The sequence below is a fragment of the Methylophaga sulfidovorans genome (genome assembly GCF_900114205.1).
GTDB lineage: Bacteria > Pseudomonadota > Gammaproteobacteria > Nitrosococcales > Methylophagaceae > Methylophaga > Methylophaga sulfidovorans.
In genome coordinates this window covers 1-17,609 of sequence record NZ_FOSH01000006.1, presented here as the reverse complement: position 1 = coordinate 17,609, position 17,609 = coordinate 1, and the positions used below count along the sequence as shown (strand labels likewise).

General features: G+C 45.4%; 14 protein-coding genes and 1 pseudogene. 1 reads left to right on the top strand and 14 read right to left on the bottom strand.

Features of this window, described 5'->3' with window-relative positions:
• Window positions 1-52: 52 nt before the first annotated feature.
• Together narL and BM232_RS06190 are read right to left on the bottom strand one after the other, a co-directional pair.
• Window positions 53-691 (bottom strand): two-component system response regulator NarL, encoded by a 639-nt coding sequence (gene narL, locus BM232_RS06195; protein ID WP_091712440.1) that lies wholly within the window; start codon window positions 689-691, stop codon window positions 53-55.
• A 26-nt stretch (window positions 692-717) separates the two neighbouring features.
• Window positions 718-2,541 (bottom strand): histidine kinase, encoded by a 1,824-nt coding sequence (locus tag BM232_RS06190; protein ID WP_091712438.1) that lies wholly within the window; start codon window positions 2,539-2,541, stop codon window positions 718-720.
• 48 nt (window positions 2,542-2,589) lie between these two features.
• Here BM232_RS06190 and BM232_RS06185 point away from each other — a divergent pair, with 48 nt between their 5' ends.
• The gene (locus BM232_RS06185) at window positions 2,590-3,972 is read left to right on the top strand and encodes a PAS domain-containing protein (protein WP_091712436.1); all 1,383 of its coding nucleotides are present in this window, start codon (window positions 2,590-2,592) and stop codon (window positions 3,970-3,972) included.
• 45 nt (window positions 3,973-4,017) lie between these two features.
• Here the strand turns inward: BM232_RS06185 and BM232_RS06180 are convergent, their stop codons facing one another.
• The 12 genes and pseudogenes from BM232_RS06180 to BM232_RS14880 form a co-directional block, all read right to left on the bottom strand.
• Window positions 4,018-4,800, bottom strand: a complete 783-nt coding sequence (locus BM232_RS06180) for a TorF family putative porin (RefSeq protein ID WP_091712434.1) — start codon at window positions 4,798-4,800, stop codon at window positions 4,018-4,020.
• A 41-nt stretch (window positions 4,801-4,841) separates the two neighbouring features.
• The gene (locus tag BM232_RS06175; RefSeq protein ID WP_091712432.1) at window positions 4,842-5,882 is read right to left on the bottom strand and encodes a heme-dependent oxidative N-demethylase family protein; all 1,041 of its coding nucleotides are present in this window, start codon (window positions 5,880-5,882) and stop codon (window positions 4,842-4,844) included.
• A gap of 9 nt (window positions 5,883-5,891) precedes the next feature.
• Complete coding sequence (locus BM232_RS06170; protein ID WP_091712430.1) at window positions 5,892-6,845, bottom strand: PDR/VanB family oxidoreductase; 954 nt, start codon at window positions 6,843-6,845, stop codon at window positions 5,892-5,894.
• Complete coding sequence (locus BM232_RS06165) at window positions 6,842-7,444, bottom strand: dimethylamine monooxygenase subunit DmmA family protein (protein WP_091712427.1); 603 nt, start codon at window positions 7,442-7,444, stop codon at window positions 6,842-6,844. The genes BM232_RS06170 and BM232_RS06165 overlap by 4 nt, the downstream gene beginning before the upstream one ends.
• A 57-nt stretch (window positions 7,445-7,501) precedes the next feature.
• On the bottom strand, window positions 7,502-8,635 hold the full coding sequence (locus BM232_RS06160; protein ID WP_218153304.1) for an aminomethyl transferase family protein: 1,134 nt from the start codon (window positions 8,633-8,635) through the stop codon (window positions 7,502-7,504).
• 165 nt (window positions 8,636-8,800) lie between these two features.
• A complete protein-coding gene (gene ribH, locus BM232_RS06155) occupies window positions 8,801-9,274 on the bottom strand; it encodes a 6,7-dimethyl-8-ribityllumazine synthase (protein ID WP_091712837.1) in 474 nt (157 codons plus the stop codon).
• A gap of 70 nt (window positions 9,275-9,344) precedes the next feature.
• Entirely contained in the window at window positions 9,345-10,304 is a 960-nt protein-coding gene (locus tag BM232_RS06150; RefSeq protein WP_091712425.1) for an electron transfer flavoprotein subunit alpha/FixB family protein, read from the bottom strand.
• Entirely contained in the window at window positions 10,304-11,101 is a 798-nt protein-coding gene (locus BM232_RS06145) for an electron transfer flavoprotein subunit beta/FixA family protein (protein ID WP_091712423.1), read from the bottom strand. Before BM232_RS06145 ends, BM232_RS06150 begins: the two co-directional genes overlap by 1 nt.
• A 48-nt stretch (window positions 11,102-11,149) precedes the next feature.
• Window positions 11,150-12,550 (bottom strand): HEAT repeat domain-containing protein, encoded by a 1,401-nt coding sequence (locus tag BM232_RS06140; RefSeq protein WP_143092267.1) that lies wholly within the window; start codon window positions 12,548-12,550, stop codon window positions 11,150-11,152.
• Window positions 12,516-14,648: a heterodisulfide reductase-related iron-sulfur binding cluster gene (locus tag BM232_RS06135; RefSeq protein WP_091712418.1), complete on the bottom strand. Its 2,133-nt coding sequence runs from the start codon at window positions 14,646-14,648 to the stop codon at window positions 12,516-12,518. Before BM232_RS06135 ends, BM232_RS06140 begins: the two co-directional genes overlap by 35 nt.
• A gap of 93 nt (window positions 14,649-14,741) precedes the next feature.
• Window positions 14,742-16,934 (bottom strand): oxidoreductase, encoded by a 2,193-nt coding sequence (locus BM232_RS06130; protein ID WP_091712415.1) that lies wholly within the window; start codon window positions 16,932-16,934, stop codon window positions 14,742-14,744.
• 368 nt (window positions 16,935-17,302) lie between these two features.
• A pseudogene (locus BM232_RS14880) lies at window positions 17,303-17,609 on the bottom strand (hypothetical protein); the annotation flags it as partial.

Below are 17,609 nucleotides of genomic sequence, written 5' to 3'. Positions count from 1 at the left end.
TCCAAGCGTTAAAAGGCTCGAAAATCGGTAGGCATTTCGCCTACCGATTTTTTTATCTATTCTGATGACGCCATACAGCCGCTTCAAGCCGGCTGGTTAAATTGAGTTTACGAAGAATATTTTTAATATGCACTTTCACTGTGGTGTCACTGATACCCAGCTTTCTGGCAATATTTTTATTGTTCATCCCTTCGGCCAGACAGTCGAGAATTTCTGTTTCTCTATCTGTCAGATTCACATCCGCTGCCGTCGTTTTTGTATCCGGCTCGATCAAGGCCTTTGTAAGTACTTCTGTCAGGCTATCCTGTAATACCGTCACACCCAAAGCCGCTTTTACCAGGTTAGAGCGTAAATCTTCCGGCTCCATATCCTTTAACAGATAACCGTCGGCACCAGACTTCAGCGCTTCCAGCAAATCTTCTTCTGCATCAGACACGGTGAGCACAACATAGCGTGATTTCAGGTCTGTTTGTTTGAGTCTCCTTAAGGTTTCCAGACCATCAATACCTTTCATATTCAAGTCCAGCAGTACGAGATCCGGGGCTAACTGCACTGCCAGTTCAATACCATCCAAACCAGATGCGGCCTCTCCTACTACCTCGAAGTTTGGTTCATCAGAAATAATCTGACTCACCCCTTTTCTAAATAAGGGATGGTCATCGATGATTAATATTCTTATTTTATTTTCCATTTCTCTCTCTTATTTTTTATGACGAGCTATTCCGCAAGTTTTGGTACAAATTTCAGCCGTACCCGTGTTCCTCCATAACGTCTCGCCATGACATCAATGTCACCACCTAAGGTCTTGGCTCGTTCTTTCATTATTGCCTGTCCATGATGATCATAGGTCGATGACACTTTGCTCATGCCCACCCCATCATCATCAATCGTTAACTCTAATTCCCCCTTGTTATTAACTAACATCAAAATTGAAACGTGCTTGGCGCCGGAATGACGCACGATATTCGATAAGGCTTCACGGACCACATGCAGAATGTGAAACTCTTCATTTACCGTCAGTCGACAGTTCACTAAGCGGTTGTCTAAAGTAATCGCCAGACTGGAGCGTTGTGAGAATTCATCGATAGTAGCCTGAATCGCATAACCCAGACCGCGCAAATCCATATGCACCCGGAAGGTGGTCAACAGCTCTCTTAATTCGCGATAGGCATTGTCCAGACCTTCCCTGAGTTCTGTGGTGACCTCACGTTGCTTATCATCAATCACATTCGATTGCAGTCTGGCCATCTGTATTTTCATAAAGGACAATGATTGAGCCAGCGAGTCATGCAGCTCACGAGCAATGGCCGCACGCTCTTCCAGAATCGCCAGACGACGTCCCTCTTCATCATGGCTTTGAAACTTGGTCACCATACTCAGCAGTTTGGCAGTGATTTCCAGCACTTTAATCTCAGAGTCTTCCAGAAAGCGGCCTTTTTGCATTTCAACCACTAACACGCCGACTTCATTACGACTGCCTGTAAAGCTCAAACCAAGACATTCAACTTCTTCAGCCTCAACATTCAGCTCTATAAATGATGCCGTGCCAGACGCGATCAATTCATCAAAAACCTGATCAGAAATAGCATTGGGTTGGTGGTGGGAATAAAGGATCTGCTCAGTGGATATCACTGCGGCATCGTCGGTATAAATCAATGCCGTGTTGGTAAAGCCCATAGTACGTTCAAGTGAATAAAGCATCTTGAGCAGTGTTTTTTCACTCAATACATCTTCAGATACGGTTTTAATAAAACGTAATAGAAAGGTTTGGGCACGGGTTAATACACGAATATGCTCACTGGTTCGGTGCGCCCAGGCCACTTCTGTCTCAAAGCTTTCCATCTTGGCAGACAGCTCTGACACTCTATGCTCTAGCAAAGCAAATTCATCTTCGACATCCAGTGCACTGGTTTCACTGTTTTTGGTGTAGATAAACGCCATAAGCCGATCAAGTCGTTCAACCAGCAATTTCCGGGTAGATAGCACCAATAGCAAAATACAGCTCAGCACAAATACCAGACTGATAGATTCCAGCAGTGTTAATACCGCTCGTTTAATCTCAATATCTTTATGCAGTGCCTGTTCAAGATTTTTATAGGCTGAGGCCAAACGGTCAGCTCCTCGCAACTGCACGGCAGCACGTAAATTTAATGATGCTAACTGAGCAAAATTAGCTTGTTCAGACTCGATTATCTTTACGGCTTCAGCGATATCATCATTTTTCTGGCGAAGCATCCATATGACGGCTGGATCCTGCGTATTCAAAAAATGAGACTGCATATCACTGAACAGTTTTTGTGACTTTTCACTGTCCTTTACATCAATATGAACTAATTGATTTTCCCAGTAATATTTCTGTTCATTGACCTTGGCTAGAGCTATTTGTACAGAAGGCATATAATCCAGAAGAAAGAAAATACCTGCCTGCATCAATGAGATAGTCGCAGCAATACATATCAGCAACACTACCCACTTTGCATAAAGCGTACGTCGGGAAAAAATACGAAAGATTTCGCTGAAGCGCTGTTTTAAAGTCAACATGCTGCCAACACATCACAACAACGTGGGTGATTAAATAAGGATATAAACATGAGTATCATCTTGTTCAGTCTGGTCATGTTAAGCAGTATATTTGTACTGGTATTAGGTTTCTGGTGGGATAGCAGCGCCCCATTTAAAGTACACATATCCACGCTCGCTGCTGTGCTTGCCATGTTTTTATCCGCCATATTAGCCATGACGCTCTACCCTCGGTTAAAACGCCGTCCTCAATCCCAATCCCCCATCGCCTTTGATGATGTTATCTGGGGCCAGGACCTCTCCAGCAAACTTTCTACGCCTGCTGCTGTTATTGATGGTTATAACATTAAATTTGCCAACAATGCCTTTCTAAAAGAACTGGGTATGAATGGCATGCGCGACATGATTACCGACTTGCCTCTTACCAATCTGATTCATCCCAGCTCACACCAACAAATGACAGACTTTATCAGCCGTCAGCATAATCAACGTTCCAGTGAAACCATGATGTTACGTATGCTGTATGTGGATGGCACAACCATCCCGGCTCAGATATCACTGTCTCCTCTCAACTCCTTACAGCAACATGGTCAGTTCCTGTTGCAGTTCACCACCACCACCTCATCTGAACCGACCTCGACCAAACTGGATATCGATCACACCTACCGTTATCTTATCGATCGCCTTGATCAAATCGTGTTTCAAATGAATGTTGATCAAAAAATCATTTTTCTTAATCCCGCCTGGGAACGCATGCTCGATTACACGCCACAAGAGTGCATGCAAAAAACCTTATTTCAATTTATTCACCCGGAAGATCTGCCGCTGGCAGAAGCCCGGATAAACGCCCTGACAGAAGGCAAACGCCACCACAGTCAGTTTGAATTACGCCTCATTGCAAAAAATGGCCGCTCGCAATGGTTTGAAATGCGTGCTTCCACCACTGCCCGTCTCAAAAGTGAACGCAGCAGCGTGATGGGCACACTGACCGATATCAGCCGTATCAAACAAACGTCTGCCGACCTCAAAGCCAGTTCCAGATTAGCCAACGATATGATCATGCCGAATGTGCCCTGCATGCTTTATCGTTGTAAAAATGATCGTAACTGGACATTTGACTATGTCAGTGAAGGCTGTCTGGAAGTAACGGAATACCAGCCTTATGAAATTACCAACTCCCTCCATTTCAACTATATGCAGCTGATTTATCCTGATGATCAGCAGCGTGTTTGGGAATATGTCCAGCAACAAGTTAATCAACAACGCAGTTTTCAAATCATTTACCGTATCCAGACCCGTAGTAACAAAATCAAATGGGTGATGGAACGGGGTAAAGGTGTCTTTTCTGGAACGGATGAGTTATTAACTTTGGAAGGCATCATCATTGATATCAGTAGTGATAATTATCAAGCCATGATGACTGGGCTGGAGCATATTACGTCAGAGCAATAAACAGAGAGAGCCATCCATGACTCTCTGCTGCCGCTTATGAAATTGCTAAAACGATCGTGATATATAGCCGATAAATTGGTTATCGCCACGATTATCACCATCAACACCTGTCCACCAGGCTTTATCTGCATCGGTGTCGGTGTAATTAATCCCCACCGTCCAGCCTTCAGACTGAGCAATGGTCAGGTCTTTACTTAAACCAATCATATAGTCCGTGTAATTGAAATCACTGTAGTTTTTCACATCCAGGTGACCTACATGTAAGTTCAGATTCACTTCCCAGGGTAACTGGTAGGCAAAGTTCAGCTCGATATATTCAGTGCCTTTGGTATCCCCATTGGCGTAACCATCAATACCAGCTGATTTATTATTCACACCACCCCAGTCAGTTAGAGTCCGACTGTATTTTGCTGTAAACCATTTCCAGCTCGCAGCAAGATAGGCTTCAGTCGTGTCAATATTTTCGCCGTTATACTTTTTGTGATCAGGGTAATAGAACTGCAGCAACCCAACATCAATGCCAATATCGTCGGTTAATTGATGGTAATAACCACCATAAAAGTCCACTTCCAGACTGTTACCTGCATTGTCGTCCTCTTCTAATGTTGAGCCCCATATTCCCGCATAGAGTCCATTATCATGAGCATAGTCAAAACCACCTTGTAATGCAGGCCTTTCATCACTATAAGTAATGCCACGAAATACATATTGGCTGAAAATTCCCACGTTGGAACTAAAACTATGTGGTGATACTTCATCTGCGATGGTACTGGTTGCTGAGAACGTTGATGCTGCCGCCATTGCCACCATCAAAACTGTTTTTTTCATCTTTCCTTCCTTTAACTAAATGATTACCCCTAATCTCTTTGTTATTCCGGATGCGTACCTTCACCAATATCAGCACCGTCATCCATTGGTGCCAGCCAATCAATCACTAATTGACGATAATTGGTTAACCCTTTGTATTCAGATAAATCAGGATGCAGATTTGTCATCACTCGATGCAGCCGTTTTGCCCAACGAGGATAAGTGGCAATATCACGCACACTGATAAGGTAACCACGAATACCAAAAGCCATCGCATTACTTCTTGGTAGACGAAATAACGTCTGTAACTCCACTCGTAAAAAAACCTTATCTGCCACATTATCTGCGGTGACCGACACGTTATCAGGTCCCCAAACTGGATAATTCTCTGGTGAAGTATCAAGGCGAGGATTTACCGTCATCGTCCAGTTCAAACGTCGAACAGGGCTACCGTATTGCAAATGCAGCAAATATTTTAATGCGCGTTCAAAAATGCCCATTTCGTTCGCTTGTGGAACAGGTCCATGCCATTCTTTAAAAGACATACCCGCGTCAAATGCTAATGACCAGTCTGCCTGACTAGTGACAATCCCCATATCAGCAAACAGATCATCATCACGCTGATCCATGACGACCCAATCACCTTGAAGTTGACGCCCGATAAACTCAAATGGTTCCATCGGTAAGGTAGATAAATCTCCAAATATAAACGTGTGATCGATGCCTAATGGTTTATTGATCCAATGCCATTTATCGCCATCTTTAGTTAACTGGAAGTGTTCAGGGAAATCTTGAGCTAACGACTCCATTCCTAATTCCAGCATATCCCACTGTGCATCCATCATGTGTGGTAACGCAATGCAACGGTCTGGGTCTTGTTCCAACGTAATCCGGCGGTCTTCACACTCGGCCACATAATGCTCATCCAAATCGATCACATTTTCAAATACAGAGCCCGGTACGCCCTTTGTATGCTGTTCGATATTGACACTGTACATATACTCATCTTTATCAAACGGGAATGGAAAGCGACGAATAGCTTCGGGCGAATTCGTGAACGTATAATCATCCCGAAATGTTTCTTTTTTAAATGCCATATTCATAATTTATCCTCACAAATTCACTACAAGCCGGGTACATTTCGCACGAGAGACGCACGGTAAGATTTTATTACCAGCCGTTTTTTCAGCATCGCTTAAATAATGGTCGTGATGTAATAGCGCACCATCCGTTTCAACTACTTCTAGTTCGCAACGACCGCAGGCACCGCCACGACATAGGAAAGGCGCATCCACCCCCGCTTCTTCCATGGCTTCTAACATACTCATATCACCAGGAACGACGATCTCTTTCTCTGACTCGGTCAGAATGACAGTGAACTCATCGCCAATAGGTGGTGCAGAGAACTGCTCGCTATGCACATGATTACTCGGCCATCCCAAATGTTTTGCTGTCAACAACATCAGTTTCACCATTGGTTCAGGGCCACACACATAAGCATGTGTACCTAATGGTTGATGGCTGAGTAAGTCACCAAAGTCAATGCGTGAGCCATCATCTTCTACATAAAAATGCACACGATCCCCACATAACGCTTCAAGTTCTTGACGAAATGCAGCATGCTCGGCTGATCGGTAAGCATAATGCAGCTCGTAATCTGCACCTAAACGGTTCAAATCAGCGATCTGAGACATAAACGGTGTGATGCCTATACCACCAGCAACTAAAATATGTTTTTTTCCAAGACGATTGATGGCAAATAAGTTAACTGGATAGGTAATGGTTAATTTAGTGCCAGGTTTAACCTGTTCATGCATAAAAACAGAACCACCACGTGAATTGTCCTGACGACGAACAGCAATCTGATAACTCTCCGTATTCGCTGGCGAACTCATTAATGAATAAGGATTACGGTGTGTGCGGCCATTGATATTCATTGATACCACCACATGACTACCACCAGAGAATTTAGGTAACGCTTCTCCATTCTCCTGTACAAATGTAAACCGTTTGACGACATCGGTGATTTGCTCTACGTTTGCCACCGTCACATTCAACACACTCATGGGTATATCTCCTCAACATCAGGAATATTGCCTGGTTCCTCCGCATCGACCATCAGCCCCATATAGGCGCCTAAACGTCTGGAAAAATGATCCCTGACAAATAAATGACGACCACATCCAGGACAGGTATAAACGTTGTGATGAACCTCAGGATCAATCGTTTTACAATGTACGCAGTAGACAGGACGAGCCAGACTGCCGCACTGCTCTTTCATGATATTTTTGTCATCCACACCTGCTGATTTCAGTATCTGAGATGCAGCCCAAATGAAGTCCTCATTACCCGCGATATAAAACTGTGTGCCCATAACACATTCATCAAGCGTAGCCGATACTGCTGACAATACGCCTTCTTTATCATCAAGAATCTGTAGACCTTCATCCACCAATTTACTGATAATGTCATGGTAAGACCGCTGTGCATGCTCATCATCGGCAAACAACACTTTAATTGGTTCTTTTGGGGTCATTTGCTGGAATAACTTCAATACACCGATGCCCCCTTCTGCATAAGCAATCACCACATGATCGGTGGCATGCTCTTCCCAAATCAACGGATCATATAAAGGTTTACTTCTAATTCTGTAACCTCTTTCCATTGTCATTTCCTCTTCTTAAATCTGAATAATGGTATAGCCTGTTTCTACATGAACGGCTTATTTAGGATGAGTGCGCATACGCATTGGGTCGTAAAAAGGCATGTTGACAATGTTAGCTTTAACAGGCTTATCAGAATCAATCGTCACGGCCGTTCCCAGTTGTGAATATTGGGGTTTGATGTGGGCCATAGCGATCGACTTCATCAGATATTGGCTGTAGCTTGAACTGGTCACTAACCCAACTTCTTTACCATCAATAAATAATTTAGCGCCGACATCTACTGCTTGATTTGTCATACACTCAAGACCGATTTGTTTGAAACGCTCTCTGCCTTTTAACTTGAGAACAGCTTCTTTACCGATGTAATCACCGGGTTTATCCAGATCAACACACCAGTCCATATTCACTTCCCATGGTGTGGTGTCGCCTTCTGGCATATCAAACGGGAAGAAAAGCAAGGCCGCTTCAACGCGGGTCAGGTCGAGTGAGTCCCATGATGCTGGAATGCAGCCATACGGCTGACCTTTTTCCAGAATCATGTCCCACAGATACACGGCATCAGCAGCAGAACAGTAGACTTCGTAACCACGCTCACCGGAGTAACCGCCACGAGCGATAACGACTTCACGACCAAATAAGGTGGTGTTGATATGTTTGAAATAGGGTAACTCGGCCAGTTCGAAATCCAGCTCTGGATCGAGAATATCGATAGAACGTGGGCCTTGAAGTGACAGAATGTGCACGTCATAGTCCTGCTCAACCGTCACATCTTCGCCTTTGGCAAGTTCAGCTAATGTTTGCTGAGTGGCCCCGCTGCCATGCGATAAACGATAGTGTTCTTTATCATCACAAATAACCATGATGTCATCGACCAGCGCCCCTTCTTCATTGACTTCCCCAGCGAGTCGAGAAGTGCCTGGCTCCAGCTTAGTGACATCAATCGTCACCAACTTGTCGATAATTTTTAATGCAGCAGGCCCTGTGACATTAACAATGTTGAGGCCTGTCACATCATATAAACCTGCCCGAGTGCGGACTGCAACGACCTCATCATTCACATCGGTGTGGTAGCTCCATGGGATCGGCATGCCATTCCATGTTTCGCCATCCAGTGTTGACCCCAGTTCCTTATGGCGAACATTGAGTACTGAGTTTCGTGTGATACTTTCTTTGGGCAAGGGATTATTCATGGTCTAACTCCGGTTACATAGAACGAATTCAATGTAAAAAACTTACCGAAATCAGCGGCGTATAAAAATTCTCATGATGGAGTACTCCTTAATGGGTAAAAACCACCGGAATACCTACGCCTTACCTTTAATAATCCCTTGATATAAAAGATGTATAAGAAAAATTTATTCTGAATGTAAAGACTTTAATGTTTGAATCATTTCAATAATCACCAACGCGGCTTCGCGGCCTTTGATGATCATCCTATCTTTCGCTTGTTCTTCGTTTTCTGTGGTCAGAATCGCATTCGCCAGCGGAATACCTGTGCCGATCTGGATATCCGTACAAGCACGTGCAGACTCATTGGCCACAATCTCAAAGTGATAGGTCTCGCCACGAATGATACAACCTAATGCAACCAGACCATCGCAGTTACCTTTTAATGCCAGTTCATGCATGACCATTGGAATTTCCAATGCTCCCGGCACAGACAACACTTGAATGTCCTGTTCCTGAACATTACTGGCTTTTAACTGATCCACGCAGGCATTTAACAGTGCCGTGCAAATCTCAGAATTAAACCGCGAGACAACGATACCTACCCGAAAGCCATTGCCATCGATATCGTCACGTACACCTGCCCCATGTATATCTGCCAAATCTGTTTCCTCATGTAAATAAAAGGCACCGGGTAAATAAAACACCTACCCGATGCCGGATAAAATAACGTTATTCAAAGTGTGTGCGCAATTCTTCTTCAATATCGAAGATATCTGCCACGATGCCATACTTGGCAATATTAAATATCGATGCGCCCGGATCGGTATTCACCGCCACAATGCTCGGCACATGCTTCATCCCTGCCATATGTTGAATTGAGCCAGATATGCCCATCGCCACATAGAGCTTACAAGCACCGACTACCTTGCCAGATTGCCCTACCTGACGTGACTTTGGCAACCAACCTGAGTCAGCAATCGGACGCGAGCAGCATAAAGTCGCCCCAGCCAGCTCAGATAACTCACGGAAGGTATCCACATTATTTTCTTCTGCGATACCGCGACCGATAGACATAATAAAGTCCACACCCGTAATATCAATATCATCTGCGCCTTCCGGTTCAACATAACGCAAATTCTGACTTCGGCTAGTCAGCGAAGTCATATCCAGTGATGAAATCGTTGGCGAACCGGCCTCTTCAGCCTGCTTAAACACGCTTGGGCGGATAGTCAGCAAGACACAATCTTTTCTTGGGAAGTCTACTTCCACATTCACCTTTTGATTATAAGCAGCACGGGTCGCAACTAAGTCATCGCCATCATAGGCCAGCCCAAACACATCACTAGCAAAACCATAATTGCCCTTGCGTGCCAGTGTTGGCGCATAGCCCAGACTATCGACAGAATGCGGCATCAATACCACAGATGGTGTGTATTTTTCCATCAGTTCAGACACGACCGCTTCCTGAATATCGGCATCAAATTCTTCTGTTGCTGTTTTCACTGCGACCACTTCATCGACACCCGTTAAGGATAAAGCGCCCGTGTAGTTATCGGCATTTTGCCCCGTCACGGCAACGATAACCTTATCACCAGACTGACGAAGTTCCTGTGCGGCGGAGATCACTTCCAAAGAATTCGGACGTAGTTCATTCTGACGAGTTTCCGCCATGACTAAAAATGTTTTCATTAGAGTTCTCCTCTATATTCTTTAATAATCTCTGCCAGTTTTGCGGCCTGTTCTGCAGGTGTACCATCAATCATGGTCGCCATACCTTTTTCAGGAATATACATACGACGTACCCGTGCAAAACTAGCATAAGCGCCCACATCTTCGGCGCTCAATCCCAAATCGCTCAGGCTGATTTCTTCGATAGGTTTGGCTGCAGCTTGTTTGATACCACGTAAAGAGGCATAACGCGGTGTATTGATCCCCAGTTGAATGGTCAGCACCGCAGGGCAGCTGATTTCCACCTCCTGTGCCATCCCACCTTCCAGTTCACGAGTGACCACGGCTTTATTACTGCCCGGTGTATACTCCAGCCCGGCGACTACGGCAGCATGAGGCCAGTTAAGATAAGACGATAAAGAAATACCTGTCGAGGCATTGGCATCATCAGATGACTGCACACCCGCAAAAATCATGTCCGGTTTTTCCTGTTCAGCCACCGCCGCCAGAACACGGCCAATGGTGATTGAATCTGACCCTTCCATTTCATCCGACCAGACACGTATTGCCCGATCTGCCCCTTTTGCCAGACATTTGCGTAAGCTTTCCTCAACTCTGTCTGGACCGACAGAGACAACGACCACTTCCACGTCTGAATCCGAGGCTTCTTTAATATTCATGGCCTCTTCCAGGGAATAGTCATCCCATTCATTCAGGTCATAAAGCAGGAAATCCTCATCGACATCCAAATGGTCGTCACGAATTTCAAAGTCATCGTCAAGTGAGGCGACTTCTTTTACTGCAACTAAAATTTTCATGCTATTTCTCCTAACTTTGCTGTCTACATCAGCTTTATTTGCAGTGAGTTACTGCTGGTATTGCCTGGAAAACCAGGTAAAAAGGCTGAACCGAACCACCGGGTCCGGGTCATCATGTAAGGTCCATTTATCGTCTGCAGTAAGTGCCTTGTTTTGCACCAGCATCATCCGATTCAGGTAATAGGGATCGTCCAATAAAGGTAATAATGTCTGCCGAACCGCTGTGGTATTAAGAATGACGGCTCGGCGAACATCGGCACTGTCTGAGCTACTCAAACGCTGCAAAACTGACTGAGGTGTTCTTGGATTAGCAGCAACGCCACCCAACACATCTACATCGTCCATTTCAGCCAGTATGATTAGCGTGCTAGCTTGGGTATTGGGCTGATTAGCGACGCCTGCACGCACCCAACTATCTTTATCGTTAGCGAGTTGGCTAAGCAGAGCGGGATTAGTTTTTGGGTTTCTGGCGACAGCACGGCGAACTTCTTTATGTTCATCCTGAGATAAGCGGTACAGCTGAGATTCACTCAATGCGGGATTTAAAGCCACCCGCTGTCTGACCCAATGATCGGTATCGGCAATCAGACAATTCACCATCTCCGGCGTCAGCTCTTCTCTTGCCGCCACCACGCGTCTGACATATTCAGACTTGTCTTTAACCAACTCTTGCAATACCCAGGCTGGCAGGTTTTTATGACTGGCTGCTGCTCGTCTCACGACATAATCCTTATCCAGCGCTAAACGGGCGGCCAGTCGTTTATCAATATGTGGATTGCTCGCTAAATGGCGAAGAATCAGGCTGTTTTGTTGTTTTGCCGCTAGTGTAAAAAGAGCGTCAGGACAAGATTCATGGGCCACCACAGCGGCCTGAACAAACTCATTACCACGTGCATACAAACGCATTAATAAATCAGCGGATGTTGCTGGATGACTGGCAAGCTCTGCATCAAATTGATCGGCAAATTTCTCAGCGACCAGCGCTAAGGTCTCGGCGTCGGTATTGGGATTTTTCACTACCGCACGCACTAACTCTGTCGCCGTGCTGCTATGTAAAATCTGCCACAACACCTCGGCACTGGTATTAGCGTGCTTGGCAATCAGGGTGATAAAACTGATATCTGCTTCATCACGGTATAAATTGCTTAGCGTCTGAGTCTGTGTCGCCGGGTTTTTATCAATACGTAAGCGAACCGCCTCATCCTCTACATCAGCAAACAAGGCCAGCACTTCAGCAGGCGTGTGTTCCCAACGTGCCAGTTTAAGTACATCACGACGCTTTGCTGTCAACAGCTTTGCCAGTGATTTTTTATCATCAATATCGGCCAGGCCATACACTGCTGCAGCGCTATAAATATCGCCGCTGTCGAGCGCGACTGAGATTAACTCAGCCGCAGAGCCCGGCATCGAATCATTAAGCTGCGTCTGCATCTTCATCAACAGACTCATCGTCAAATTCCACGCACTCAGTGATAAGCTCAATCAGCTCTTTCACTTCAAACTTGCCTTCATAACCGGCGGTTTTACGTGCGTCTTCAAACATGGTGAGATCTTTCGGACATGACACAATAAACACGTCCAAATCCTCAATTTCACCCGCTTCATGTATCCGATTTTCAGATGGTTTTTGAATACCAACCGGATCAGGAATCCAGATACGTCCACCACCGGCACCACAGCAGAAGGAGTTATCACGATTACGTGCCATTTCGACCAGGTCACAACCGAGCATTTTGATAATGTCACGAGGCGCATCATAGCCTTTGTTGTAACGGCCTAAATGGCATGGATCATGGAAAGTGACCGTCAGATCCAGCTGTTTATTCAGCTTCAATTTTCCTTGTTCTAACAGCTGTTTAATCACCGTGGTGTAGTGGTTAATTTCAAACTCGCCACCAAAGTCCGGGTATTCATTACGGATGGTGTTAAATGAATGTGGATCGGTGGTGACAATGGATTGGAAATCACACTTTTCTAATGTGCTGATATTCGAGGTAGCCAAAAACTCATATAGCCCTTCCTCACCGACGCGACGAATATCATTACCGGCATTCATTTCGGCTTCGTATAACAAACCAAAATCAACACCAGCCTGACGCATCAGTTTTGCAAACGATTTGGTCACCACCTGATTGCGTGGGTCAAAAGACGCGTAATCGCCGACAAACCACATCACATCCACTGGTTCTTTACGGGCATCTTTGATGGTGAAAGGTAAATCTTTAGTCCACTTCGCCCGTTTACGTTTGGACTCGCCCATCGAGTTACCGTTTTTATGCACGGATTGCAGCGTTTTTTGCAGAATCGGCTCCATATTGCCTTCATCCACTAACTTACGACGCATCTGCACAATAATCGGCACATGCTCAACCGCCACCGGACAGATTTCCACACAGGCCAGACAGGTACGACATGACCACAGCGTTTCCATAAACACCTGACCGATATCTTTACCATGTACATCCAGCTCGGCTTCGTCCGGTAACTCTTTTTTCTGCAAAGTGTTATTGGCAAACTCACGCAATGACAGAATCACATCACGTGGTGATAATGGTGCCCCCACTGCATTGGCCGGACAGGCTTCATGGCAGCGGCCACATTTGGTACAGGCATCCAGATTCAGTAAGTTTTTCCAAGTCAGATCAGTAATGGTTTTAACCCCAATCTCTTCCTGATCTTCGGGTACCATAGGTAAACGACGACCGGCCATAGGGTCGCGAAACATTAACGACGCAGATGCGGTAAAGATATGCTTCACTTTGGTAAAAGGGATCAGCGCCACAAAGGTTAGGGCAATAAAGCCGTGGAACCACCAGAGTCCGGTACGGAAATGCCCTGCCGCTTCAGGCCCAATACCCAGGCCATGTAAAACGTTAGCAATAAGAGCACCCACGGGTGACCACCAGCGATAGTCCCAGACAGTGGGATCATTCATCAGCCAAATCAGACGCGAGGCTTCAAGCAAAAAGCCGGTGATCAGGATTATGATAAAGCCCCATAAAAATGCCCAGTCTTCACGACGATATTCACTGCGGTCGTAGTCAGGATCGGTAGGTTCACGATCAGGACGTTTGTAATCCAGTTTAGGTAATTTCAGCCATTTTCGGCGATACATCATGTATAAAACGCCTGCGATAACGGCTGTTCCAGCAATGTCGAGTACCAGTGAGAACCACAGGTAAAAGTCGCCATACCAGAATTTAAAGCCAAATAATGGCTCTGTAATATCGTATTCAAGTGTGATGGTAGCTGTCCCTAAAAACAGCAATACAAAGCCAAAAAAGATAGCGGCATGAGCTTTACCTGCCGCTTTGTCACGACGTTTAATCGTGCGGTGTGTCAGCATGGTTTTGACCATGTCACCAAATCGTGCAAGAAACTCGCCCCAGGCCGAATCAGGCTGACCACGACGGTATTTTCTTACCTGAACGTAACAACCATAAAGAAAGACGGCGATAGCGGAATAACCAAACGCATAAAAAAGGTAAATGGATGAGGTCTGAAAACCTTGAAATAAAATCCGAGTAATCTCTTGTGCTTCGTTCATGACACACCTGCAAGCTTTTTTGGAATAGGAATAAGTGATTGCTGAGGTTGGAAAAGCGTGCTGCCGTTAGCGACAGCACACTTTGTTTCCGGTCTAGATCTTGTATTCGATCTCGTGGTTACCACCTGGCATATGCGGTGTGCCCCAAGAAATCGTTTCGCGTTTGTACGGCAATGGATATTGAGGATTCTCTTCCTCGATTTCCCTTGCGATACGCTGACCAGTAAATGTCGCATCAGCAATCAGACGAGGCGCTTCAGCATCACCAATCAGGTAAATACCTTTGATGCCGTTTTCATCCCATTCTGCTTGACGCTCTTTAAGTTCTTTGTACAAGGCATTGTCAGAAGAACGACCTGTCACCAGCACTAAAGAATCAAATTCCAACCAACGGTGAGTCTTGTTTTCTTCACGTGGGAAAACACCAGGACCACGATAGCTACGTTTAGAACCATCACCCCACAGGTTGTAGATTTCCAGGCGATTCTTCTCAATACGAGTGCAGAAGTGATCACCAATTTCTTCAATACCCAGCTCATGCAGACGACGCATCATGTTGGGATATTCCAGCGTGAAGTGCATGTAGTTGCCCAAATGAACACCTGATACAACCGTCACTTCATGGCCTTCTGTAGCGAGTTTTTCAGCCAGACTTGGTGCCATGAAATAGCTGTCTGCATTCAAAATAACCACACGTTTGCCAATTTTCTTCTCACCCGATAACACTTGTTCTGGTGTCAGTTGCTCAGGTTGAGACGCATCCGCACCTGGAATTGGTGCATGTGTCAGACAGTTATTACCATCACTATTCCAATGCGAGCCGGTAGCGATAACCACTTTATCTGCACCGTATTCCAATACATCATCAGCGGTCAGTGATTTCTGACCCAGTGCAATCACATTGTGTTTGTTTTTCTTAACCAGCTTATCGAGCTGAGTTTCACGGTAATCACGGTGATAACCCCACTCCCCTAGTCCAGGCAGTGTGACAACCTGATTTAGATGACCACCCACTTTTTCAGCTTTATCGTATAAGTGAACGGTGTAACCACGTTCCATCAATACTCGGGCGGCTTCTGAACCAGAAGGCCCCGCCCCCACCACCAGCACAGAATCTTCTGAACCCGCTTTGGCAAATTTCTCAGGATGCCAGCCACGACGATACTCTTCACCGGCTGTCGCATTTTGCGTACAAATCATTGGAGGGCCACCGATTTCCCAACGCGAAATACAGACGTTACAACCGATACAGACACGGACATCGTCGTAACGACCTTCCTCGATTTTCTTCGGCAGGAATGGATCGGCAATTGAAGGACGTGCTGCACCGATAATGTCCACGATACCCTTGGTGACGATTTCCGTCATTTTTTCAGGATCGGTATAACGGCCAACGCCCAAAACAGGTTTCTTGGAAACACGTTTCACATGCTCAACCCAAGGCACAGTATGACCTTGTTGATAGAAACGTGATGGGCCAGCGTCTTCACCCCACTCAGCAATATCACCGACAGTGATATCCCACAGGTCAATAAAGTCATCGGCCAGCTCAATAAATTTGATGCCGTCTTCTTCTACTTCAATCTGGTCAGGGCCATAAATGGTGTCGATAGCAAAACGGGTTGCAATCGCACAATCATCCCCCACCGCTTTACGGACTTTTTCCAGTGTTTCCACCCAGAAACGAGCACGGTTTTCTAATGAACCACCATAACCGTCAGTGCGTTTGTTGTAATACGGGTTAAGGAATTGCAGAGGCAAATAGGAGTGAGCACCGTAGACATAAACGATATCAAAGCCGGCATCGCGAGCACGGTAAGCGGCATCCACGTAGTACTGCTGAACCATCTTGATATCATCAAGATCCATCTCTTTACAGTAGCTTAATGTTTCAAATTCTGAGGCAAACTGGCTGGGGCCACGTGGCGTTGCCCTAGTTTCCATGTTCGGTGCATGAGCGGCGCCGTACCACATTTCGATACCGGCTAAAGCACCATATTTGTGAACTTCATCCGTCATAGCCCGTAAGTTACGAACGTCACCTTCGTCCCAGATACGTGCTGATAGACGATGCGTATCATCTGATTCTGGATGGATTGAACAGTATTCGGTATTCATCGCTGCCCAACCACCTTCCGCTTTCATCGAACGATGTGCTGCCTGGAAGCCTGGTCGATCTGAACCGGCACCAATGCAATGGGGAACCTGATAAAACCGATTACGCAATGTTTTTGGACCAATCTGAATTGGCTCAAAGAGTATGTCGTGCTTAGGATCGCGTGCCATTATATTTCTCCCTATTTTATGAGTATTGGCAACGCTATTTTCAGTTCCACAGCACCTCTCAACAATTACTAAGAGGACTTACTTCCTAGGTAGTACGAATCTCAGAGGGAGCTGCTTTTTAGGGAGTATAGCCAACGATAAGTTAGCCACGAACAATTTGAGAATGTATCAATGCTGGTCCAAATATCCACTCCAAACATGACCCATTTCTTTATTTAAAAAATTGATTAAATTGAGAAACGTTGTGATGATGAGCGAAAAAAGGTGGTAAACAGGTTCTCATACCTTTTTTTAATTTGAACGATAAACCGTGGGAATGAGGAAAAAAAGCATACAAACACTCCAACCCTGTACGATCCCCACAAAAATTATAGCGTTTCAAACAAGTAAGCACTTGATAAATGAAGTGCCCTGACAGACTTCATAAATTCTCTTATCTTCAATTTCGCATATTTATCAGCAATGACTCTAAAACCAATAAAAGGTAATGATAAAACCGAATCCGTTTTCAAACTATTAGCTTGATATTGACGATGATGCTGTGTTTGCCGGGCAGCTAATCCAATCACCATCAGTATCCAGTGGGCAATCGTTGTCAGCAGGATTAACACAGATAATCTCTCTTTATGTGTCGTTTTATTGTATTCAAATCCCTGTCCAAATCGGTGGCTTTTC